Here is a 23,014-nt window from a genome sequence, read left to right as displayed (position 1 = left end):
AAAGATCAGCGGCAATCCGATATTCCCTTCCATCGTCGAATCGCTGTTTCGTTGGGCCGGCGAGTACTACCGGCCGCTCGTGCGTGCGCCGGGCGCCGAGGAGCTGACGCTCGCGGAGCATCAGCGCATTGTCGATGCTATCGCGAAGCGCGACGGCGACGCGGCTTCCGAAGCGATGCGGGCGCATCTCACGCGGGCCAACGAGTTGTATCGAACGCTCAGCAAGTAGCGGAACAACCACGATGGGTCGGGTCTCGTGCGTCGGGGGCATCCGGGGGCCGACGTCAAGTGAGCGGCATGCGCTCATTCCAGGCCCTTGACCAGGGGCGTTGTCCCGATGGGCTTGGGGTGGCTAATAGGTCGCCCCGAGGGCCTCATCTCGCGCTCTTATAGGTTGGCAGACGGCCATTCAGTTTCGGGATTGTACGAGGACTGAGGGCGCCAACATGGCATTGTCGCGCGTGGTGAAGGCCCAGGTGAGATCAAAGGGCGCGACCTTGCCCAGTTGGGTGACGTGCCCGAGCGCATGCACGGTATAGCGCGTGCCAGTGCGAAGCGGCTCATAAGGCGTGCAGATCGCCGTGTTGCGCGCAGCATCTGCTGCGGTAAGCGGGGCAATCCTGCAAGCGATTTTCTTGCCTCGATAATCCCGCAGGTCGACATTGCGCAGTTCAATGTGCGCATCCGAAAAGACACAGCCCGCACGTCCGGTCGGCTATCATGCCAATCCTCTCCGAAGTAGCTCCTTATGATTTCCGTCCGTAATCTCACGCTGCGCCGCGGCGTTAATGTCGTACTCGACCGCGCATCCGTCACCTTCGCCCCCGGCGAAAAGATTGGTCTAGTTGGCCGCAATGGCGCCGGTAAATCGTCCTTCTTTGGCCTTCTCAACGGCACGCTGCACGAAGACAGCGGCGAGTTTTCGATTCCCGCTGCGTGGAGGATGGGCCAGGTCGCGCAGGAGATGCCGGAGACCGGGCAGAGCGCGACCGACTTCGTAATCGAGGGTGACACCGTACTGCTGGCCGCGCAGGCCGAAGCAGCCACCGCTGAAGCCAGCGACGACGGCATGCGCATGGCCCACGCCTATATGGCGCTGCACGACGCCGGTGCACACGATGCCCCCGCACGTGCCCAGGCGCTGATCCTGGGCCTTGGCTTCAGTGCTGCGCAGCTTAGCCAGCCGGTCAACAGCTTCTCCGGCGGCTGGCGCATGCGACTGCAACTGGCGCGCGCGCTCATGTGCCCGTCCGACCTGCTGCTGCTCGACGAGCCGACCAACCACCTCGACCTCGACGCGCTGGTCTGGCTGGAAGCCTGGCTCAAACGCTATCAAGGAACCTTGGTAGTGATCAGCCACGATCGCGAATTCCTCGACGCGGTGACGCAGGTGACGGTACACGTCGACAACACCAAGCTCGTGCGTTATGGCGGCAACTACAGCAAGTTTGAAGAGATGCGCGCCGAGCAGCTCGTGCTGCAGCAGGCCGCGGTCGCCCGGCAAGCGGACAAGATCGCCCATCTGCAGAAATTCATCGACCGCTTCAAGGCCAAAGCCTCGAAGGCGAAACAGGCGCAGAGCCGGGTCAAGGCGCTCGAACGCATGGAGAAGATCGCACCGGTACTTGCCGATGCGGAGTTCACTTTCGAGTTCAAGGAGCCGCTCAATGTCCCGAACCCGCTGTTGTCGATGCTGGACACGAGCTTCGGCTACCCCGCGCCGACCGGCGCACTGCCGGGAACACAGCCCACGGTCATCGTGCGGGGCATCAGCCGTTCCGTGCTGGCCGGGCAGCGGATCGGCATTCTCGGTGCCAACGGCCAGGGCAAGTCCACGCTGGTGAAGACGGTGGCGCACGCGCTGGCGCCGGTTGCCGGCGAAATCAGCGAAGGCAAAGGCCTGAACATCGGCTACTTCGCACAGCAGGAGCTCGACGTGCTGCGCCCGCTCGACACGCCGATGGAACACATGATCCGACTTGCCAGGGACACGCCGGCTCACATGCGCGCCCCCGGCCAGAGTGGAACCGAACAATCGCTTCGCACCTTCCTCGGCACTTTCAACTTCAGTGGCGACACGGTCCATCAGGCGGTTAGCACGATGAGCGGCGGCGAAAAGGCGCGGCTCGTGTTGTGCATGATCGTGTGGCAGCGCCCGAACCTGCTGCTGCTCGACGAGCCTACCAACCACCTCGACCTGGCCACACGCGAAGCGCTAGCCATGGCGCTCAACGAATTCGAGGGCACGGTGATGCTGGTCAGTCACGACCGGGCCCTGCTGCGCGCAGTATGTGATGAGTTCTGGCTGGTCACCGGGGGCGGCGTCGAGCCCTTCGACGGCGATCTGGACGATTACCAGCAGTTCCTGCGCGACGAAGCCCGTCGCATGCGGGAGCAGGCTGCCGCAGAGCAGAAGGTCATCGCCTGAGTTACCTCCTGGCGCGTGGCGCGCGTTGCAGCGGGCCGGGAGGGTCGCGCGAGGGACGATTGCAAGTTCTCGAGCGGACGTTCTCGTGCTTCCTGTCCCTTGGCCGGGTAGAGGTTCGTCGTGCATGGCTCGTTTGCCGCGATGACTGGTTCAATCAACCGCCGGTAAACGCCAGGACCTCGTAAAGCTTATCGTCGAGTATCAGCGAAAGAGTCGTGGAAACGTTCAGCTGCTGATATGTCCATGCGTACTGTTAAAGCAGTTGCATTTCATTCGAGGCGACGACCTGGGGGTGTCGCTCGCTTCGTGGGGCGATCGCCATGAGTGCCTGCGATAGGACAATCGCGATTTCATTGACGATCACGATCGTTACCTTGGAGCAGTGGTTGCTCGTATTCGCGTTGCCGGCAGCGGAGGTAGGGTTACCGGTCTCCCAATCATTTCTTCAGCCGCCGGCTTGCAAACTATCCCTGCGCCGGTGTGAGGGGCGACATTTCGGCTGTGTCCGACGTCTCGCCGACGGCGGCGGCGTTAGCGCTGAGTTCCACGTCCTGGCCTGCGTCCATGCGATCAATCGCATCGACGATTTCAGCGGGAATCGCGTAATGCACCATGTGGCCCGCTCCGGGCGCTACGCAAAGCGTGCTATGAGGGATCGCCCGATGCAGTCGGACTGAGTTCGCCTCGGGATCAACGACCTTGTCATCCGCTCCCGCAAAAATGCTGACCGGCATCTCGAGATTGGAAGAATAACGGGCGCTTAACTGCGCTGCGGCAGGGATCATGAACGCGGCATCCTCGGCTTCGGCTTTGATTTGCTCTGGACGTAGCACCAGTTCGCGAGGCACCGATTCGAAGAAGCCATCCGCGATGGGCGCCGGGGCGAACATTGCTTGCACCATGCGCTTGAACAACAGGCGGCCGCTCAGCGGCGAAACTGTGTACCGCAAGACGTCGCCGAGGATGGGAAGCGCTGCCGGCGCAGCTAGCGCGACATCTGCGCGGGCGGTTGGATAGTAGTAGCCGGAAATCAGCACGAGGCCGCGCACGTCTGCGGATTTACGGATCGCCATGTTCAGTGCAACCAAAGTACCCCAGGAATGTCCGAGCACAACCGGTTGCTTTGCACCAATCTGCGTGAGCGCCTTCTGTATCACCTCTGCCTGGACCTGCGCAGTCCACAACCGGTCGCGTGGCCGGCCGCTGAATCCGAAGCCGGGGCGGTCAAACGCGATCACGCGGTGGCGCTCAGCCAACCGGTCGATCAATCCGCTGGCGACGAAGTCTTGCAGCAGCACGGCGTTCCCATGCAGGAGGACGACGGTGGGCCCTTCGCCCTTGTCCAGGTAATGAATCGGTACTCCGTCCACTTCGACAAAACTTCCGGCTGGCGGGTGATCGCGTTCGGCCTTGCGGGCGCTATGCCAAACCCATAGCGCCCCGACGGCGGCGGCGGTTGCGGTGGCCGCGAGAGCCGCGATTGTTCCGGTAGGTGCAGGAACCTGGTTAAAGGTGCGGCCCATGACTTCTCCAATTGGTGATCGCGGGGTGGAGCTGTTCGCTTCGTGAACAGATTGACCCCGCTGTGCAGCGTGCGAGTGCTCGATGCTCTCGTCTGCACAATTTGCGCGGTCAGACACGCCTCCGCTTTCCGCAACGATCATGCCTCGACCGCATGCTGGCAGAGGCGGGCGGCACCGGTCGATTCACGTGCTGGCCAGCGAGCCACCAGCGCTCCAGCAGGTCGAGCGGGGTATCCGCTCAAGTTGTTGCTCCGTTCCAGCGACCCCAGATGACGTCGTGTCCGAGCGGCGCAGGTACGGCAGCTGGCGCTTTGTGGTGCCAATGATCGTGCGTGACCGGATCTCCCTTTCCGTGTGCGGAAACGCGTCCCGAATGGCCGCATTGCTCCGGTTCCCGCCCTTGACTCTCGGGAGGTGCGACGTCGGCAATGGGTCCGGGTGCCGACGATCTCCGCCCCTTCCGTTCCGGCCGTAAAATAGCTTCGCCTGTGGCAGCGGAGAGTACAAGGCGCTATGAAAACCCGTACGCGGTTCGTCACCGCAATATTGGCGGTGCTCGTCGCCATCGCGGTACTCTTTGTCCCGTTGCCGCAGGAATTCGGGTTTGACACGCGCATCGTTACGGTGGCGTCGATACAACGCCCTCCCACGGTCGTGTTCGACTATGTCACGACGCCGGCTCAGTGGCCACTCTGGCATCCGTCATCGCTCGCGGTCAGCGGTTCGGTGGACCATTCTCTCGATGCGGGCGAGCAGGTAACGGAGGACTTCAGGGTGGCGGGGAGGCGTGGCCGCGTCGTGTGGACAGTTACGGCATGTGTGCGTCCGAGCAAGTGGGTGATAGCAGGAAAGATTGGCAGCAGACCGGCCGGCACCGTCACCTATTCGCTGACATCGACCGTGAGCGGAACCCGTTTTGAACGTGAATTCACTTATCGCGCGCCGTCATTGTGGTTCGCAACATTGAATTGGTTCGTATTGCGCGCGCGGATTCAATCTGAATCGGATACGGCCGTCTTGCGACTTAAGAGCCTTGTGGAAGCGTCACCGCAGCATTAGCAACGTCGCTCGGCTGGCGTTGTGACTGGGCGTTTTCATGACCAGGCAGGATCCTTGGGTACAAGTCTGCTAGCGGCGATTCGTGAGGGCAATCGCAGCGCAAGAGGGTGCCATATGCGGAACCGGGTCAGAGTCAGCGCGCGGCGAAAAGCGGTCATACTTGGTCGCGGACAATTCGATGCTTCTTTTGCAACTTTCCCATGGCAGGATGTAATTCAGATGGTCCAACGAGGATTGTGCGTGGTGTGCCGGGAGGAGCGGCTCCGGCGTGCGCGAAAGGACTCACATGATGCTACGTAATAGGCGTAACCAATCTACCGACGCGGAAACGCATGGTGCAGAGCGCGGACTTGACCGCTTCGAGGGATTCAGCGACGCGGTTTTCGCAATCGCGCTGACCCTGCTGATCGTCGAGATCAAGGTCCCCGGATCTCCCGAAGGCGCGCCTGGCTACAGCGACCTGGCAAGCGCCATGGCGGAGCAGTGGCGCGAATTTCTCGCGCTCGTTCTCTGCTACGTCGTGATCGGGGCGTACTGGCTGCAACACCATTATTCGGGTCGCATTTATGCTAAGAGTGATCACTGGTTCGGCGTGATCAACCTCCTGTTCCTGCTGGCGATCGTCGTCATTCCTTATCCAATCCGCGTCTGGTGCTTCCACCTCGGCACGGGCTTCGAGCCCGTCGCGTCAGTGACCCTGGTTGCCGGTCTTGCCCTGATCGCCTGCACCTGGATGGCGAAGTGGTTCTATGCAATGCCAGGACGCCGGCTGATGGACGAACGGCTCGCGCCCGATTTCCTCCAGCAGATGACGCGCCGCTACGGCGTTGCGACGCTGCTCCAGATCGCTGCAATTCCCGTCGTGATCGCGGCGTCGCGCATCGGAGTGGCCATTGCACTGCTGTGCGTCGCCTTCTTTCTGCTGCCACAGCCCACGCCGCGCTACAAGCCCAGAGAGGAGCCGAGCGAGGCTGAGAAATTGAACAAGTAGCAATTGCGCGAGGTGAATCCGAAAACAGTAGGCGAAGACGACGAGAACGGCCGGTGAACAGCACTTCAGGATTTTCCTGGTCTTCATCTACTTCTGCACCAGTGGCCGCAACCGAGCCGAGAACCTCGCACATCGTGGAGCGATGCGGCAGATGCCAATGTGGACGGCGCTTATTTATACGAGCATGGGCGGCTTCTTAGACCGGCCCCTATGACGCCTAACCATTCCATCAAGCGGACGCTAAGAGGCCAGCTTGGCTGCCTCTTGATCGCCGCTCATGTCAAACGTTAAACGTCCGCTTTCGCCAGCATCGACAGGCCGCTTCGGGTCCCAAGCGGGCCTTCGTTCAACTCTGCAGCGGTCGTTCGTCGAAGGCCTTCGCGGAGGACTGCATTCGTACAGGACCGCCTCGCAAGCCTTCATCGCGAAAGCCATCCGTGCTTCCTGGAGTCAGTCCGTGCCGTACTTCGGCGATCGCGGGCCATAGAGCAGACCGCCCGGCGGTCCCGCATGCAGCAGACGATAACTCGTAACGCCGGCGATGTCGTGGCTCTTGTCGGTCAGCGAGTTCGAGATCTGCTTGATCGCCGCCACTACCAGCATGCCGATCAGGCCGCCGCCGCCACTGTTGTTGCCTTCATTACTGTTGGCAGTCGCGTTGCCTTGCCAGAGCACATCGCCCGATTTCAGGTCGACGAGCTTTGCCGATGCCGAGACCGCCGTTACGCTGTCCAGTACTCTGTACGACGTGCCGTATTGCGTGATCTTCGAATACAGCACCGCATCGGCGCCGAAAATTTCGCGCAGCTTGGCGGGTGACGTCTGCTGGATATCACCGGCTGTTGTCAGGCCGTTCTGCTTGAATGTCTCTTCCATTACGGCGACTGGCACAACATAGTAGCCGGCTTCGGCGAGAGGCATGGTCATCTGCGACAACATGCTGTTCGAGGCCTGCACATCGGTCGTGGTGTTGTCAGGCGGCAGAACGAGGATCGAGCGCGGACGCGCGTTCTTGAAGGCCGTGTAATCGGCGTGCTTAACGGGTTGCGCGCACGCCGCGAGCAGCGCGACGGTGGACAGGGCAAACCAGAGCTTGAGAGAAAGGAACTTGGACATGTCGGCTCGCTCGCTTATTGTTGTTTCGGCTTTTTCATCAGGAAATCCATATAGGTCGACGACTCCGGAAACAGCTGTTTCTCAGCATCGAATTCCTGCATGGCCTGACCGTCGTTGCCGGCAGTCGCGTACAGCATGCCCAACTGCGCATGAAAGCCAGGCGGCGGCGTGTTGCCCTTCGCGCGAATCTGCTGGACCGCTTTTTCTAGTGCATCGATCTGTTCCTGCGGGGCCCTTTCGCCCTTCAGATAGTCGTAGACCGCCGGCTGATAGCCGGTCCATTGATAGAGCGGGGGCGTGCTGGTGTTTGCGCACCCCGAAAGGAGCAGCGCCGCTGCTGTGACTGACAAGCAGATTCCCCGAATCTGGCCGGTGTATTTCATCTGAAACCCCGTTAGCGTGAATTATTCTGGTGAAGCGCGAGTGATCGGATTCAGTCGGGCGCCCTGTCTTAGCGTGCAGCTTTAAGTGCGCCTGCGTCGACCTGATCGGCCAGATGGTTGACCGCTTCCTGGATCGCCAGATCGAGCACCTTGCCGTTCAGCGTGGAGTCGTAGCCGGCTGTGCCGCCGAAGCCGATGATTTCCCGGTTGGATAGGCTGAACTCGCCCGCACCCTGACTCGATGCCACGACTTCGGACGTCGTTGTATCGACCACGTTGAGGCTCACCTTCGCGTACGCCACCTGATTCCTGCCGCTACCGAGGATGCCGAAAAACTGGTGATCGCCGACTTCCTTGCGGCCGAATTCGGTTATGTCGCCCGTGATGACATAGTTCGCGCCCTTGATGGTTTGAGCCTTCTTCGTGAACTCCGCTTCTTGACGGATTTCGTAGAGGTTGTCGCGATCGAGTACGTTGAAGCGTCCGCTTTGCTGGAGCGATGTGATCAGGATGGTTCTGGACTGGCCACCCAAACGGTCGATGCCGTCCGAGAAGATGCCCCGCATATAGATCGAGCGGTTGTCGAACTTGCCGACCGCGATCTGAACCGCCTTGCCGACAGCCGGTCTCTGCACGCTGGCGGCGGGCGCGATCGGAAGCGAGCGCGACGACTCCGTTGCGCAACCGCTCAATGCGACGATGGCGGCGGCGAGTACGGCGCCGTACTTTCTGGTCGAATTCATTGCATCTCCTGCTGGATGGAACTGTTATAAGGCTCGAAGGTTTGTGCCGGGCAAAGGCGCGGTAGCTACGGGCATCTAACTGGTGGACAAGGTTTGGGCGCGCGGCGAGCCCGTTCCGGTATGAAGGCGTCGACGCTTGAGTACTGCGGGCTGAACGGCGTTCGACGACTCGCAGTGGCCGGCTGGGGCGCAATAAAAACGCGAAGCCGTGGCGAACGAGGATTAGCAACGTCGTGCACGGCTACATGGACCGCCGCGAGTGGATTGACAAACGTTGCTGCTTGCCACGAGTGGGTATTACGAGCATCGAAATGCGCTCAGTGTGTGCGCTGTACTCGCGCACATTCGTTGGGCGTTGCATGGCTCTCATTCCCGGCATACGGACGCACGCGCAGGCCTTTTTCGGTGCGGTCGGGGAACCGCTTGTTTTTGGTTTGCATTTAATGACTAAGACGCCTTATCGGCAGCTTTTGAAGAAACTTTAGTCCGTTACACTGTGCTTGACGTCGTTCGACAATGGGCTGGATAAGACTTGGTACGACATTGGGTTTGGGATCACCGGTAGCTTCGGTAAGAACTCCGAGGTGTACGTGAATGTGAAGTACGAGCATAGCTGGGGTGGTGAGTATCGCCGCAATGTGTTTGGACAGGCGGGGTATCGGTTCAGATAATAACGCCTTCGTTGGTGCTCAATGGCAGGTTCCGGAAACCGTCGGGGCCTGCGGAGGTCGCCAGACCGTGATCAGAGACGATCGTCCATGATGCCGACTGGAACAGGCGACATTTGAGACGGCGACCGCTCGTGCGGCCGCGCATTGCAGCGGTGAAGCGGCGGGCATACGATTCATGTCATGGATCCGCTCTACAAGAAAGCCATCGCCCAAGGGGTAGTGGGAATGGCTGTATTCGTCGCCTTCATTTTCTTGCCTGCGGGTACGTGGCGCTACTGGCAAGGATGGCTCTTTATCGCAATCTTTTCCGTTTCGACCATTGGCTTCACCGTCTATCTTGCCCTCTACGACAGGCCGCTTCTCGAGCGCCGCATGAAAGCCGGACCACAGCATGAGAAAGAATGGTCGCAGAAGATCATCGTGTCGCTCATCATCCTGGCCTTTTTTGTTTTCCTCACCCTACCTCCACTCGACTATCGCGTCGGACTTTCACCTGTACCTGCTTACCTGTCCTTTGTAGGGGAAATGGTGATCGTATTGTCATTCCTCTTTATTTTCTGGGTACTGAAGGTCAACAGTTATGCAGCCGCCAACGTTAGTGTTGCGGATGATCACAAAGTGATCGACACGGGCCCCTACGCGTATGTTCGTCATCCGATGTACGCTGGCGCGCTCGGGCTTTTCATCGGCATGCCGCTAGCACTCGGCTCCTGGCTCACGATCTGTCTCGTCCCGCTAATTCTGCCGGTGCTTTTCTGGAGGCTTCTTGATGAGGAAAAGATCTTGCGCCGCGACCTTTACGGCTACAACGAATACGCAAGCCGTGTGCGCTATCGTCTCATCCCGCATGTCTGGTAGGAATGGGCGACCCATTACGAGGAATCAGTGTTCCTGGGGGTGTAGACCACGAGGTCTATTGACAATGTCCGGACGCTGAACGCCGCTAGCTGGCGCGTGTTTGCGCTCCAGCCAGCGCCTGCGTAGCCTGCCAAAGACGTATGGCCCTCTCGCGCCTCCGGCAAAGCGGTCATCAGGCTGCATACGAGAGGCCCGGCGCGCGTCTTGCAGAGAGGTTGCCGCGGGGTTCGGCGCTTGTTGCCCTGGTCGCGGTAGCCATGACTTGCCCATATCCGTGATCGTGGATCAGCGCAATTCGAGCCACAGCGGCTGATGATCGGACGAGCGGCTATTCTGGTCCACGTCACAACCCACGATGCGCGGCTTCAAATCCTCGGTGACAAAAACAAAATCGCATGCGAACGGTCCGTCGCGCCATTGCTCGTGATCATATAGACCGACTGTCGCGGCCCGCCGGGCACCGGGGTGCGCGCAGGCCCACGCGTCGGCGAAGGCGGGCGCGCCGGGAATCGGCTCCAGCATCCTGCAATAAGCAGAACTTTCGAAAGCGCTGTTGAAATCACCGCACACGATGGCAGTCATCGGACGTGCAGTGTCGGCGAACGGACTGTCCAGTTTTTCCGCTTTTGCGGGGCGGCGGGCATGGTCGCACGCTTCCCGATGCAATTCGTGCAGCCTCGTCACTTGCGCCAGCCGTTGCGCTTCGGAGTAGAACTCAAGATGAGTGCTGAAGACGCGCAGCGGGCCAATATCGGTTTCGATCACCGCTTCGAGAGCGACACGCAGCATCGACGGCTTGGCGGGGTCGGCCGGCCACGGGAGCGAATGACGCAGCACCTGCTTGACAGGCAGTCGGCTCACGATTGCATTGCCGAACTGACGCCGCTGTCGTGCGGCCCCGATGGGCGGAAGATCGGAACCGATCGCATCGACCACAGTCGCGCCAGGCAGCAGCGCGGCGAGTTCGGCGAACTGATCGGCAGAGGGGCCGCCTGCCAATCCGCCTTGCGCCTGGCCCTCATGAAAGCCGCGCGTGACTTCCTGAAGGCACAGGATGTCGAAATCGCACAGCGCTCCTGCCTCGCGCACAATGCGGGCGAGGTCGACGCGGCCGTCCACACCGCGTCCCCACTGGATGTTCCAGTCGACGAGACGCATGACGTTCCCCTTCAGAAGCCATGATTCCCAGTCTATCGCCGCGACGTCCAACGGATAAGCCGTGAATGTCCAGGAAACGACAAACTGTTTGTCTGGTTGTGAGCGCGCGCTTCATAGAGGTTAGGTTATTCCCTGCGACGCTGCACGTGACGCCATTCCAGCCGTCAAATCGGCCCGGCCGATACTGACGTGCATTCCAGACTGAGGTTTGAGCACAAGCAGAGCCGGCTAGAGGTCGGACCTTGGTCGTTGTCCGGCCAGATGCAATTTTCATTCGTTCGCATCGCCGGACACTCATGCGTCTCCTTCGCACGAATATCCGACTTTCATGGTTCGCAGGTGACCGGCGTTTCATCTGTCAACGAGGCTCGCTTGACGTTTTGCGAACCATGACTGGTGCGGCCCCAATCAACTAAACTGGGCGGTACATCTCGTGCATGTCCGAGAGTGTGATACGAACGGCCTGCTTGCCTCTGGTACCAGCAGGCGCGCGGTCGTCGCCCGGATGCGGCCGCATCCCGGGATCCCGGTGAAAAGGTGTCTTGATGAACCGCATCGTGATGCAGGTGCTGGCTGTCTGCCTGGTCGGTTGCGTGCTGGCGGGATGCGCCGCGACCCGGTCAATGGTTTCCGTACCCGGATATCAGAACCGCGCCGTGACACGCACCGAGGGCGGTCTGGAAGTTTCGACTGCCGTGCTGTCGCCGGCAGAAAGCGCGATGCTTTATGGCGTCCCGCTTGCCAACAAGAAGATTCAGCCGGTCTGGATCGAGGTCCAGAATCGCGAGGACCGCAGCTACTTTCTCCTGTCGCCGGGCCTGGACCCGAACTTCTTTCCCGCGTCGGAAGCGGCCGAGGCGTTTGCCGGCGCTACTTCACGCGATCAGCAGATCGAGCTCGATCGCCGGTTTCGTGCTCTCGCCTTTCATAATCCCGTCCGCCCCGGAGAGACCGTCGCGGGGTTTGTGCTGACCAACCTCAACGAAGGTGCGAAGCTGGTGCAGGTGGACCTCGTCGCGAGGCAACGCGCCCGCACGTTTTCGATATTCGTCGCCGTGCCCGGGTTTGAAGCCGACTACAAGCGGAGTCAGGCATTCAAACGCGCTGCCGATCCGCAAGAGGCCACCGAGAACTACACGGATGACGCGAATTTCCGCGCCGCGCTCGAAGCCCTGCCATGCTGCGCGACCAATGAGGACGGTTCGAAGAGTGGCGACCCGCTCAACCTCGTGATTGTCGGCGGCCTCGACGACGCCTTTCCAGCTCTTGTCCGCCGGGGCTGGAGTCTCACGGAGCAGAAGTGGTCGGGAGCAATCCAGCAGATGGTAAGCGCCGCCTTGTCTGGCGAACCCTATGTCAACGCGCCAGTGAGCGACCTTTACCTGTTTGGACACGCACAAGATCTTGCGCTGCAAAAGGCACGAGGCGACATCCACCAGCGCAATCATCTGCGGCTCTGGCTCAGCAGCATGCGCTATCACGATAAACCCGTCTGGGTGGGACAGATCAGCCGCGATATCGGTATCCGTCTGACCTTGCACTCGTCAACGTTTACCACGCACAAGATCGACCCAGACGTGGACGAGGCGCGCACCGCGCTGACCGAAGACATGACTTATTCGCAGAATCTCGTGAAGATCGGTCTCGTGACGGGAGTCGGTGCAGCTCAGGAAGGCGCTCCGCGCAAGAACCTGACGACCGATCCCTATTACACCGATGGCTATCGTGTCGTGCTGGTATTTGACCGCACGCCGACATCGCTGTCGGAAATCAAAGTCTTCCCGTGGGTCACTCCGTACAAGGTCATGCACGTTACACCCGGAGCGGGGCCATGAACATTTCGCCGGCCATGCATCGTGCACGGGTACGTGCAGGCGCGCTATGCATCGCGCTAACGCTGGCTGGATGTGCGACATGGCACGGCCCGTCTGAGGCCGGCGATGGGCCGGCACGTGAACGTGCGGTCAGTGCCACGAGTCACAACGCGCGCGTGAGCGCAACCGTGCTCGGCAGTGAAGACAGCAAGCGGATGTATGGCGCCGACATCAACACGACCGGAGTGCAGCCTCTATGGATCGAGGTGCAGAACGGGACGTCGCAAGCATTGTGGCTGTTGCGCTCGGGTACGGACCCGGACTACTTTTCGCCTCACGAAGTCGCCTGGTCCGTGCATACGCTGCTTGGCGGAGCAACGAATACGAGCATCGACGACTATTTCAGCAAGCTTGGATTCAGCAACCCAATCCCGCCGGGCGAGACACGGTCGGGCATCCTGTTCACCAACCCCGATCAGGGCATCAAGCTCGTCAATATCGATCTGTTTGGAAGCCAGACGCTGATCCCGTTCTCGCTCTTTCTGCGGGTGCCGGGCGGCACGACGGATCCGGGTCTCGCGCAGATCCCGTTCCCGTTTCCCGAAACCGCGGTGACGGACTACGAGGACCTCGCGTCGCTGCGCGCCGCACTCGACCGACTGCCATGCTGCGCCACCGACGCGAGCGGGACGGTTCAGGCCGATCCCCTGAACGCCGTTGGCATCGGCCAGCTCACCGATATAGGCGCGGCGCTGGTGCGGCGCAACTATCGGCGTGACGCGCGCGAATCCGACCGGGCGCAGCGGGTCTTCGGGCGGGAGCCGGACTTCGTGATGCGCAAGCAGGCGCAGGCGGGTGCGCCCGCGACCTGGGTACGCGGATGGCTCGCCCCAATCCGGTTTCAGGGACAACTGGTCTACGTGGCGCAGGTCGGTCGCCCTGTCGGCGGCCGTTTTGCGCCACGCGGCGAGACACACCTCACCCTGCACGAGAACGTCGACGAGGCACGAAACTATCTGATCCAGGACATGATGTACTCGAGTGGTCTCGACAAGCTCGGATTTGTGAACGGTGTTGGCGCGGCGTCGCCGACCCATCCCCGGACTACGCTCGACGGCGCGACCTACTACACGGACGGACTGCGCGCGGTCGTGTTCTTCGCGACGCGGCCGCGGAGCCTGTCGGATGTGAATTTCCTCGACTGGGTGCCTTATCTGGAAGAACGTAGCACCCTTCAGCCTGGAGCAACCCGCGATGCGCACCAGTGACCCGAGACGGACACCGTCGCTCTCGTTATCGGAACGGCAGGTTGCCGCCACCCACGCGTGGCGTCGGATCTGCGTCATGCTGGCGACGATCACGACGTGTGTTCTGCTCGGCGCATGTGCCACGAAGCCGCTCGTCCCGTACTCGACCGATACGCCGCCGATGGTTCTTGTGCCCACATCCCAGGCCGGGGTAGTGGATAAGCGGGGGCGCTTCCGGGAAATCTATTGCGCGGTCCTTGAGGCTCGTGGTCCAGGGCTACCTGATTACCGGCCCTGTGAGGACGCACTGACCCGCGTGGGCACCGAACCCACCGGTACCGGCAAGCCCGTTGAACTGGGTCAGTCCCGACGGCACCTCGTCGCGGTAGTCGTGCATGGCGTCGGCTATGACTGCTTCCAGCCGTGGCTGGATACGCCGAACACCGTCGTGACGCACCTGCGGCAGTCTGGCTTCGATGCAACGCTGCTCGACGTGGATGCGCTGTCGAGTTCTGCCAATAACGCACGGCAGATTCGCGATGCGCTCATGGCCATGCCCGCCCCGGAGGGCGCGCCGCGTCTCGTATTGGTTGGCTATTCAAAGGGGGCTCCCGACATCCTCGAAGCGCTGGTCGCCTATCGGGAAATCCGAATCCGGGTGGCGGCTGTGGTGAGTGCAGCTGGCGCGATTGGCGGTTCGCCGCTTGCCAACGACGCCGAGCAGTACCAGGCCGACCTGCTGCGGTTTGTTCCGGGCGCGACCTGCACATCGGGCGATGGCGGCGCTGTGCAGAGTCTGAGACCGGCGACCCGCAAGGCGTGGCTCGCTCAGCACCCGCTTCCGGGCGAACTACGCTACTACTCAGTCGTGACATTCCCCCAGCCGGAACGCATCTCGTCCATCCTGAAATCGAGCTACAACAAGCTCTCGCGCGTCGATTCGCGAAACGACAGTCAGGTCATCTTCTACGATCAGGTTGTGCCCGGAAGCACGCTTCTCGCCTACGTGAATGCGGATCATTGGGCGCTGGCGGTACCGGTTGCGCGAACGCATCCGACGATCGGGGCGCTCTTCGTGACAGAGAATGCCTACCCACGAGAGGCGCTGGCGGAGGCCATCATGCGCTTCGTCGAAGAGGATCTTGCAGGGCCCACCCGGTGAAGCCATGCGCAAACACGAATGTGCGTTACGAGGCAGGCTTCGACCACGGCCAGTCCTCGAAGTGTGTCAGGCTGTAGCAGCAATGCGTCGTCTGTGGTGTCGTGGCGCCCGGCTGACTGACAACCGGGCCGCGCATGACAGGGCAAGCATCGGTGCAATACGTCCTTTCAACCATGGCAGCATATGCGACGGAACCCCGCCTTCTCTCATCGCTGCACGAATTGACCAGCGACCAACCGCTTGCTCCCGAAGTGGGGCCGCTTACGCTTTCCCGGCACGCGCGCCGATCAGTTCGTCAATCAACAGGCGCGCGCCAGCCGAGACGGGTGCACCTCTCCGGGTAACGAGTTCATACGGTTCACTCTGCGAAGCAAACACGAGCGGAAGACTTCGCGTCATGCCTTGACCGGCGAAAAACCGGGCGACGTCGATCGATACCAGTGCAACGAACGAGGGATTGAGTTGCAGCAGCGTGAGCGTGGCCAGAATCGAGGTCGTCTCCAGCAGATGGACTGGGAAGCGGATCCGGGCGTCGCGAAACTCGCGCTCCAGTAACAGTCGCATCGGCATGTTTGCCCGGTACACCACCCAACGATATCCCGACAGGTCGCGCAGTGTCAGTTTCTTCGCGCGGGCGAGCGGATGCTGAACGTTAGCGACGACAGCCAATGTTTCTTCCTGAAGATCGATGCTGTCGTATAAGTGCGGAGTCTGACTGATCGTCGTGCGGCAGATAGCCAGATCGAGTCTGCCAGCATCGATCATGCTCAGCAGGGTCGCGCTCGTATCTTCAACGATCTCGACGGACATTTCCGGATGCCGTTCCACCAGTGAGGAGATCGCCTCCGTGACGAGCGGCACCGCGCCCATGATGGAGCCAACCGCGACGCGGCCTCCGTGGCCCCTCATTATGCCGACGATCTCCTCGCGCAGATGCGAGAGATCGGTATGGATGAGGCGCGCGTATCGGATGACACAGTGACCGATCTCGTTCGGAACGAGCCCTCGGTTCGTGCGGTTGAAGAGGGTGGTGCCGAAGGTGGTCTCGATTTCCTGGAGTGCCTTGCTCGCGCCTGGCTGGGTCAGTGCCACTTGCTTCGCCGCTTTCAGCAGCGATCTGTGGTCGTCCAGCGCAATCAGAAGCCGCAGTTGCTTGAGATGGAGCCGTGAAACGATGGAATTGAGCGTGGGCGTCATCAGAGTTGACTAAAAGTTATATCAGTATCAGATGTTGTCAATTCCCGCGAGACGCCAGCCTATTTATACTGAACCGAACAAAAATTAGAAATAAAGGTTTTGCAGGAGGCGATCCGCAGTTCGGCACGAGCGGAGCCACGCCGTTGCAAGTGTTTGCCACTATAACGGAAGCTCATTTCCATGTCTCTCATCAACTACATCACGCACATTCAGTTCGAGTTCGGTTCCATCCGGTTGCTGAAAGACGAATGTGAACGCATCGGCATTCGTCGTCCTCTGATTGTGACGGACAAAGGCATCAAGGCGGCAGGTATTGTCGATACGGCCTTGAAGGCGTTAGGAAGTGAGGCTCCTGTCACCGTCTATGACGGTACACCGCCGAACCCGAACGAAGCTGCGGTACGCGAGGCAGTCACGGCCTATCTACACGGCAATTGCGACGGCATCGTCGCGGTTGGCGGCGGCTCGGCCATCGATCTCGCCAAGGGTGTTGCAGTCTGCGCGACGCATGATGGTCCGCTGCGCAGCTTCGCCGTGATCGAAGGCGGTGCGGCACGCATCACGGCGAAGACGGCACCCGTCATCGCCGTGCCCACCACAGCGGGAACGGGTAGCGAAGTGGGCCGCGGCGCAATCCTTATCCTCGACGACGGACGCAAGGTCGGCATCATCTCGCCCTTCGTGGTGCCGAGGACGGCGATCTGCGACCCGGAATTGACCATGGGACTGCCGGCGGGAATGACAGCCGCCACGGGTATGGACGCGATCGCGCATTGCCTCGAAACCTTTATGTCACCGGCGTTCAATCCGCCCGCCGACGGCATCGCGCTCGACGGCTTGTGGCGGGCATGGCAACACATCGAACGCGCGACGCGTCATCCCGACGACAGGGTAGCCCGCATGAACATGATGAGTGCGTCGATGCAAGGCGCACTGGCTTTCCAGAAGGGTCTGGGATGTGTGCACAGCTTGAGCCATTCTCTCGGCGGTCTCAATCCGCGTCTGCATCACGGGACGCTCAACGCGATCTTTTTGCCGGCTGTCATCGACTTCAATAAGGAGTCGGTTTCAATGCGAGAGGAAAACAAGCTGGACCGGATCGCTGCGGCGATGGGCCTCGGTCAGGGTTCCGACGTCGGCCCGGCATTGAACTCGATGACAAAGCGCCTTGGACTGCCGACCGGCCTCGCGGAACTGGATGTCACTCGCGAGATGTTCCCGGACATCATCAAGGGCGCGCTCAAGGATCACAGCCACAAGACCAACCCTCGGATCGCATCCGAGGATGACTATCGCGCCATGCTGGAAGCGTCCATGTGACGCGAGCTGTCTACGAGTGAACAGGCGTCTCGCAAGCGCTCTCACTGGCGATACCGTCATCGCTTTTCGGCACAGCCCAACCGCGCGAGTGCTCGTGAACACGTTCATCAGATAGCCACGATGCGCCAGCAGACGCTGGCCTCGTGCGCGCTGGACAGCCCGTCGATGCAGGGCCAGGTCAGGCATCCGGTATGCCGTGCAGTCGACAACATATGAATAATGAATGGAGACACGCATCATGCAGGCAAGCAAGAAGCTTCGTCGGATTCAACGCATCTCGATACTCTTCCTGACCCTTGCGGGTTGCATCAATTACCTGGATCGAAGCGCGCTCTCTGTAGCGAACAGCATGATTCGAGGAGAGATGGGACTCACGGCATCTCAAATGGGCCTCCTGCTTTCCGCGTTTTCGTTGGCCTATGCGTTTTGCCAGTTGCCGGTCGGTGTGTTGCTTGACCGGGTCGGTGCACGGCTGATGCTCGGCGCGGGCATGCTGGCCTGGTCGGTCGCCCAACTGTGTGCCGGTTTTGTCGGCAATATCCAGCAGTTTTTCATCGCACGAGTGGCCCTTGGTATCGGCGAGGCGCCACAGTTTCCCGCTGGCGCAAAAGTGATCGGGGAGTGGTTCGCCGTGCGAGATCGCGGAACGCCCACAGGCATCTTCGTCGCATCGAGCACGATCGGCCCGGCGCTGGCGCCGCCTATCCTCACAGGCCTGATGCTGGCGCTCGGGTGGCGCAACATGTTCATCGCGACGGGCGTGCTGGGGATGTTGGTCGCGCTCGGCTGGTATGTCGCTTATCGCAATCGCAACGAGGTTTCACTTTCGCGCGAAGAGGATGCCTATCTGGACCAGGACATCACGGAGCAATCGACTGCGAAGCCGTTGAATGCGGCACAGTGGCGCAATCTGTTTACCCAGGGTACGACGTGGGGCATGCTGTTCGGCTTCATGGGCGTCATCTACATGGTGTGGCTGTATCTGACCTGGTTGCCTGCCTATCTCGAACATGAGCGCGGGATGAGTGTGGCTCGCACGGGCTGGGTCGTCTCGATTCCCTATTTCGTCGGCACGCTTGGCATGCTCAGCAGCGGCTATATCGCCGACAAACTGTTTCGCCGCGGAATGACGCCTATTACGAGCCGAAAATGGCCCATCATCGTCGGCTTGGTGGGCGCGGCGCTGTTCACGGTGCCTGCGGCGTTGACCCCGTCCGCGTGGCTCGCCATTGTTTATATCTCGCTCGCCATGTTCTTCATCAACCTGGCTTCAGGGGGCGCGTGGTCGCTCGTCAGCATCGCGGCGCCGAGGCATGTGGTCGCGTCGTTGGGCGGTATCCAGAACTTCGGCGGGTTTCTCGCGGGTTCAGCCGCGCCTGTCATCACGGGCGTCGTGGTGGATCGTACGCATTCTTTCGTCAACGCACTGATTGTGAGTGCGGTCGTCGCGCTGCTTTCCGCGTTGGCCTATCTGATCATGGTGCGTCGCCCGATTGTCGTTCTGGAACCCGCGCCCGAGTCTGCGGCCACGTCGCTGTCGCCGGCTCACACTGTCGAATGACGCGGGTTTCGTTCAGCGTTCATCAATCGCTATCCTGTATTCGAGAAGCAAATGCCGCTCATTACCTGTGTTGAAGATTTGCGGGTTCTCGCAAAGAAGCGGGTGCCCAAAGCGTTTTACGACTATGTCGACAGCGGCTCGTATTCGGAGTCGACCTATCGCGAGAACAGCGACGCGTTTCAGAACCTGAAGCTGCAACAGCGGGTTGCCGTCAACGTTGCGGGACGGAGTACCGCAAGCACCATGATCGGCCAACCCGTGGCAATGCCTGTCGCGATCGCGCCGACGGGACTCGCCGGCATGCAGTGGGCCAACGGAGAAGTGCTTGGTGCGCGGGCGGCAGAGCGTTTCGGCGTGCCGTTCACGCTGTCCACGGTCAGCATCTGTTCGATCGAAGAGGTCGCGCGCAGTACGTCGGCGCCATTCTGGTTCCAGCTATACGTGATGCGCGACCGTGGCTTCAATGCGTCGTTGATCGAACGCGCGAAAGCGGCAGGCTGTTCGGCACTCGTCGTTACGCTCGACCTTCAGATCAACGGCCAGCGACATAAAGACCTGAAGAACGGCATGACGGTTCCGCCGCGTCTCACCATGAGCAACGTTGTCGACTTTGCGTCGAAGCCGGGATGGATGTTGCGCGCGCTTTCCGGCGCGAAGACGTTCGGCAATCTCGCTGGCCATATCAAAGGCGGCAACGATGTGATTGCGATCAGCAAATGGGTCGCATCGCAATTCGATCCAACGCTTACCTGGGACGACATCGCGGAAATCAAGTGCTTGTGGGGCGGCAAGCTGATTCTCAAAGGCATCATCAGCGCAGAGGATGCGCGCATTGCGGCGTCGCTTGGTGTCGATGCGATTGTCGTGAGCAATCACGGCGGTCGACAACTGGACGGCGCGCCGTCGACCGTCGACGCTCTGCCGGCTGTTGTAGATGCGGTGGGCCAGGAGGTCGAAGTCTGGATGGACGGCGGCATTCGCAGCGGCCAGGACGTCATGAAGGCGCTGGCGCTGGGCGCAAAAGGCACGATGGTCGGCCGTGCCTTCATGTACGCGCTGGGTGCGATGGGGGAGGCGGGCGTCGAACGTATGTTGCAGATCCTGCAAAGCGAACTGGACGTGACGATGGCGTTGTCCGGTGTCCGGCAGATTAGCGAGATCGGACGCCACAATCTTTTTCAGCGCAATTCGAGCGGTTATGCGGCGTGGCGCGCGCATGAATCGTTCGAACACGCTATCTCGGCAACGAACTGATTAGGGAGCAAACGAATGGATCTGGATATCAAAGGCCGTTGGGCGCTTGTCTGTGCGGCAAGTAAGGGGCTGGGCAAAGGATGCGCGACGGCGCTCGCCTCGGAGGGTGTGAATGTGGTTATCACGGCTCGCGGCCGCGACGCCCTGGATGCGACCGCGCAGGAATTGCGGCAAGCCAATCCCGACGCGCAAATCATTGCGGTGGCGGGTGATATCACAACGAGTGAAGGGCGCGCACAGGCACTCGCCGCCGCGCCGCATTTCGACATCCTCGTGAACAATGCGGGCGGGCCGCCGCCGGGCGATTTTCGTACGTGGTCGCGTGAAGACTGGATCGCGGCGCTAGATGCAAACATGCTCACGGCGATCGAACTCATCAAGGCGACGATCGACGGGATGACTGAGCGAGGTTTCGGCCGTATCGTGAATATTACGTCTGGCGCCGTCAAGGCCCCGATCGACGTTCTCGGACTTTCAAATGGCGCTCGCTCAGGCCTTACCGGTTTCATTGCCGGCGTAGCGCGACAGAAGCGCATTGCAGAGCGCAATGTGACGGTCAACAACATGTTGCCGGGACTCTTCGAGACGGACCGGCTGCGGCAATCCACAGATGCCGCTGCGAAGGCACAAGGCAAGAGCTACGACGTCGCCCTGGAGGCCAAGCGTCAGGCGATCCCCGCGGGCCGCTTCGGCACAGCCGACGAGTTCGGTGCGTTTTGCGCGTTTCTCTGCAGCGCAAAGGCAGGCTATCTGACGGGACAGAACATCCTGCTGGACGGCGGTGCATATCCCGGCACGTTTTGAACGCGCGACAGTCCGCATTATTTTTTAAGGAAACGACATGAACATCGCAGGCAATCTTCTGATCGGCCAAACGACTGTGCGCGGCAGCAATGGCGCGACCTATGCAATCGACGCGTCAACCGGTGAACGCATGGAGCCTCCCTTTGGCGGCGCGACCGCGCAAGATCTCGACGCCGCTTGCGCGCTTGCATGGACAGCGTTCGATATCTATCGGGAAACGAGCCTCGAATCGCGCGCGCAATTTCTGGAGGCGATCGCGAGCAACATTCTGGAACTCGGCGATACGTTGATCGAACGCTGCGTGCGCGAGTCTGGCTTGCCGCGTGCACGAATCGAGGGCGAGCGTGCACGCACGGTTGGACAGTTGAACATGTTTGCCGGTGTTGTTCGTGAAGGAGATTTCCTCGATGCGCGCATCGACCCCGCGCAGCCCGAGAGGAAGCCGCTGCCTCGCGTGGATCTGCGTATGCGGTATATCGGGCTCGGACCGGTGGCCGTGTTCGGTGCGAGTAATTTTCCGCTCGCGTTTTCAGTCGCGGGCGGCGACACGGCGTCGGCGCTCGCTGCGGGTTGCCCCGTTATCGTCAAGGCGCATTCTGCGCATCCCGGCACGTCGGAACTCGTCGGCATGGCCGTTCGGAAAGCCGTCAAGGACTGCGGCATGCCGGAAGGTACGTTCTCGCTGCTCTTCGGCAGCGGTCGCGAGATCGGGCAAGGGCTCGTGCGCGATCCTCGCATCAAGGCGGTCGGCTTTACAGGATCGCGGCATGCGGGAACAGAACTGATCTCCATCGGAGCCTCCCGGTCCGAACCGATCCCCGTCTATGCGGAGATGAGCAGCATCAATCCCGTCTTGATCTTTCCGCATGCGCTCGAGAGTCGCGGCGACGCTATTGCCCGTGCGTTCGTGCAGTCTTTGACGTTGGGTGCGGGACAGTTTTGCACGAACCCGGGATTGATTCTCGCAGTGGACGGCCCCGCGCTCGATGACTTCATTCGCAGCGCATCGGCTGCGCTTGGCGATGTACCGGCCGCGACCATGTTGACGCCCGGCATTCAAAGCGCCTTCGACAAGGCGGTATCCAATATGGCCGCACACCCGCACGTGAAAACGGAGGCACGAGGAGGCGCGGCAAGCTCACCGAATCAAGGTCAAGGCGTCCTCTTTTCCACCACAGCGCAAGCGTTCCTGGCATTCGCGGAGTTGCAGGAAGAGATCTTCGGATCATCGTCGCTGATCGTGCGATGCCCGGATCTGGCGTCGATGTTGAAACTGGTTGAGTCCCTCGAAGGGCAACTGACATCAGCGCTGCATATCGACGAAGAAGACTATGAGGATGTCCGTGCATTCTTGCCCGCGCTCGAACGCCGCACGGGCCGGATACTGATCAACGGCTTTGGCACAGGGGTCGAGGTCGGACATGCGATGGTTCACGGCGGACCGTACCCGTCGACAGCAGACGGGCGTTCCAGCTCGGTCGGCAGTCTCGCTATCGAGCGGTTCCTGCGACCGGTCAGTTATCAGGACATGCCTGATTCGCTGTTGCCGGGGGCATTGAAATCGTCCAATCCGCTGAAGATCAACCGGCGTATCGACGGCAAGATCGCACTCGCGCAAAAGTGAGCGTGTGACTCGCTGCTTAGGCTTCGCGGCCCTTTGCTTTAACTTGATCGGCGGTCGTGGTGCAGGACCGGACGGGAACGATCGCACACCACTACGTGCGA

The 23,014-nt window shown here is 60.9% G+C and carries 20 protein-coding genes; 14 read left to right on the top strand and 6 right to left on the bottom strand.

The features are described from left to right. Positions 1-229 (top strand): FCD domain-containing protein (locus tag JMY24_RS28415; RefSeq protein ID WP_201703325.1); only part of this gene is annotated, 229 nt, incomplete at its 5' end. A gap of 519 nt (positions 230-748) precedes the next feature. Further along, positions 749-2,428 (top strand): ABC-F family ATP-binding cassette domain-containing protein, encoded by a 1,680-nt coding sequence (locus tag JMY24_RS28410; protein WP_128598132.1) that lies wholly within the window; start codon positions 749-751, stop codon positions 2,426-2,428. A 464-nt stretch (positions 2,429-2,892) separates the two neighbouring features. Here JMY24_RS28410 and JMY24_RS28405 read toward each other — a convergent pair whose 3' ends face one another. After that, complete coding sequence (locus JMY24_RS28405; protein WP_236597552.1) at positions 2,893-4,092, bottom strand: alpha/beta fold hydrolase; 1,200 nt, start codon at positions 4,090-4,092, stop codon at positions 2,893-2,895. 372 nt (positions 4,093-4,464) lie between these two features. On the opposite strand from JMY24_RS28405, the gene JMY24_RS28400 reads away from it, so the two are divergent. After that, positions 4,465-5,010, top strand: coding sequence for an SRPBCC family protein (locus tag JMY24_RS28400; protein ID WP_201703323.1), 546 nt, complete (start codon positions 4,465-4,467; stop codon positions 5,008-5,010). Between the two features lie 268 nt (positions 5,011-5,278). Further along, entirely contained in the window at positions 5,279-6,001 is a 723-nt protein-coding gene (locus JMY24_RS28395) for a TMEM175 family protein (RefSeq protein ID WP_236597551.1), read from the top strand. Positions 6,002-6,451: 450 nt separating this feature from the next. Here the strand turns inward: JMY24_RS28395 and JMY24_RS28390 are convergent, their stop codons facing one another. The 3 genes from JMY24_RS28390 to JMY24_RS28380 all read right to left on the bottom strand — a co-directional run bounded on the left by JMY24_RS28390 (position 6,452) and on the right by JMY24_RS28380 (position 8,243). Next, positions 6,452-7,117 carry a DUF799 domain-containing protein gene (locus JMY24_RS28390; protein WP_128587958.1) on the bottom strand — a complete coding sequence of 222 codons (666 nt, stop codon included), beginning with the start codon at positions 7,115-7,117 and terminating at the stop codon, positions 6,452-6,454. Between the two features lie 14 nt (positions 7,118-7,131). Further along, positions 7,132-7,500, bottom strand: coding sequence for a DUF4810 domain-containing protein (locus tag JMY24_RS28385; protein WP_128598131.1), 369 nt, complete (start codon positions 7,498-7,500; stop codon positions 7,132-7,134). Between the two features lie 68 nt (positions 7,501-7,568). Beyond that, complete coding sequence (locus tag JMY24_RS28380; protein ID WP_128598130.1) at positions 7,569-8,243, bottom strand: CsgG/HfaB family protein; 675 nt, start codon at positions 8,241-8,243, stop codon at positions 7,569-7,571. 500 nt (positions 8,244-8,743) lie between these two features. Between JMY24_RS28380 and JMY24_RS39660 the strand changes: the two genes are divergently transcribed. Next, positions 8,744-8,914 carry an autotransporter outer membrane beta-barrel domain-containing protein gene (locus JMY24_RS39660; protein WP_164853825.1) on the top strand — a complete coding sequence of 57 codons (171 nt, stop codon included), beginning with the start codon at positions 8,744-8,746 and terminating at the stop codon, positions 8,912-8,914. Positions 8,915-9,094: 180 nt separating this feature from the next. Continuing rightward, positions 9,095-9,772 carry a methyltransferase family protein gene (locus tag JMY24_RS28370; protein ID WP_128598129.1) on the top strand — a complete coding sequence of 226 codons (678 nt, stop codon included), beginning with the start codon at positions 9,095-9,097 and terminating at the stop codon, positions 9,770-9,772. Between the two features lie 285 nt (positions 9,773-10,057). On the opposite strand, the gene JMY24_RS28365 is transcribed toward JMY24_RS28370, so the two are convergent. Next, positions 10,058-10,930 carry an endonuclease/exonuclease/phosphatase family protein gene (locus JMY24_RS28365; protein WP_201703321.1) on the bottom strand — a complete coding sequence of 291 codons (873 nt, stop codon included), beginning with the start codon at positions 10,928-10,930 and terminating at the stop codon, positions 10,058-10,060. Between the two features lie 545 nt (positions 10,931-11,475). On the opposite strand from JMY24_RS28365, the gene JMY24_RS28360 reads away from it, so the two are divergent. The 3 genes from JMY24_RS28360 (at position 11,476) to JMY24_RS28350 (ending at position 15,153) form a co-directional block, all read left to right on the top strand. Then, on the top strand, positions 11,476-12,765 hold the full coding sequence (locus tag JMY24_RS28360; protein WP_128598239.1) for an LssY C-terminal domain-containing protein: 1,290 nt from the start codon (positions 11,476-11,478) through the stop codon (positions 12,763-12,765). Continuing rightward, positions 12,762-14,012 (top strand): LssY C-terminal domain-containing protein, encoded by a 1,251-nt coding sequence (locus JMY24_RS28355; protein WP_128598238.1) that lies wholly within the window; start codon positions 12,762-12,764, stop codon positions 14,010-14,012. Before JMY24_RS28360 ends, JMY24_RS28355 begins: the two co-directional genes overlap by 4 nt. A 76-nt stretch (positions 14,013-14,088) precedes the next feature. Further along, positions 14,089-15,153: a lipase family protein gene (locus tag JMY24_RS28350; RefSeq protein ID WP_236597549.1), complete on the top strand. Its 1,065-nt coding sequence runs from the start codon at positions 14,089-14,091 to the stop codon at positions 15,151-15,153. Positions 15,154-15,414: 261 nt separating this feature from the next. Here the strand turns inward: JMY24_RS28350 and JMY24_RS28345 are convergent, their stop codons facing one another. Next, entirely contained in the window at positions 15,415-16,350 is a 936-nt protein-coding gene (locus JMY24_RS28345; RefSeq protein WP_128598237.1) for a LysR family transcriptional regulator, read from the bottom strand. 180 nt (positions 16,351-16,530) lie between these two features. Here JMY24_RS28345 and JMY24_RS28340 point away from each other — a divergent pair, with 180 nt between their 5' ends. From JMY24_RS28340 to JMY24_RS28320, 5 genes are all read left to right on the top strand, one after another. Further along, a complete protein-coding gene (locus tag JMY24_RS28340; RefSeq protein WP_128598236.1) occupies positions 16,531-17,670 on the top strand; it encodes an iron-containing alcohol dehydrogenase in 1,140 nt (379 codons plus the stop codon). A gap of 238 nt (positions 17,671-17,908) precedes the next feature. Further along, the gene (locus tag JMY24_RS28335; protein ID WP_128598235.1) at positions 17,909-19,231 is read left to right on the top strand and encodes an MFS transporter; all 1,323 of its coding nucleotides are present in this window, start codon (positions 17,909-17,911) and stop codon (positions 19,229-19,231) included. Between the two features lie 51 nt (positions 19,232-19,282). Beyond that, positions 19,283-20,485 (top strand): alpha-hydroxy acid oxidase, encoded by a 1,203-nt coding sequence (locus JMY24_RS28330; protein WP_128598234.1) that lies wholly within the window; start codon positions 19,283-19,285, stop codon positions 20,483-20,485. A 15-nt stretch (positions 20,486-20,500) separates the two neighbouring features. Continuing rightward, positions 20,501-21,289 (top strand): SDR family oxidoreductase, encoded by a 789-nt coding sequence (locus tag JMY24_RS28325; protein ID WP_128584947.1) that lies wholly within the window; start codon positions 20,501-20,503, stop codon positions 21,287-21,289. A gap of 37 nt (positions 21,290-21,326) precedes the next feature. Beyond that, on the top strand, positions 21,327-22,913 hold the full coding sequence (locus tag JMY24_RS28320) for an aldehyde dehydrogenase (NADP(+)) (protein WP_128598233.1): 1,587 nt from the start codon (positions 21,327-21,329) through the stop codon (positions 22,911-22,913). Positions 22,914-23,014 lie beyond the last annotated feature (101 nt).

The organism is Paraburkholderia kirstenboschensis (genome assembly GCF_904848585.1).
GTDB classification, from domain to species: Bacteria; Pseudomonadota; Gammaproteobacteria; order Burkholderiales; family Burkholderiaceae; genus Paraburkholderia; species Paraburkholderia kirstenboschensis.
The sequence above is the reverse complement of the archived record's forward strand: the minus strand, read 5'-3'. Positions and strand labels throughout refer to the sequence as shown.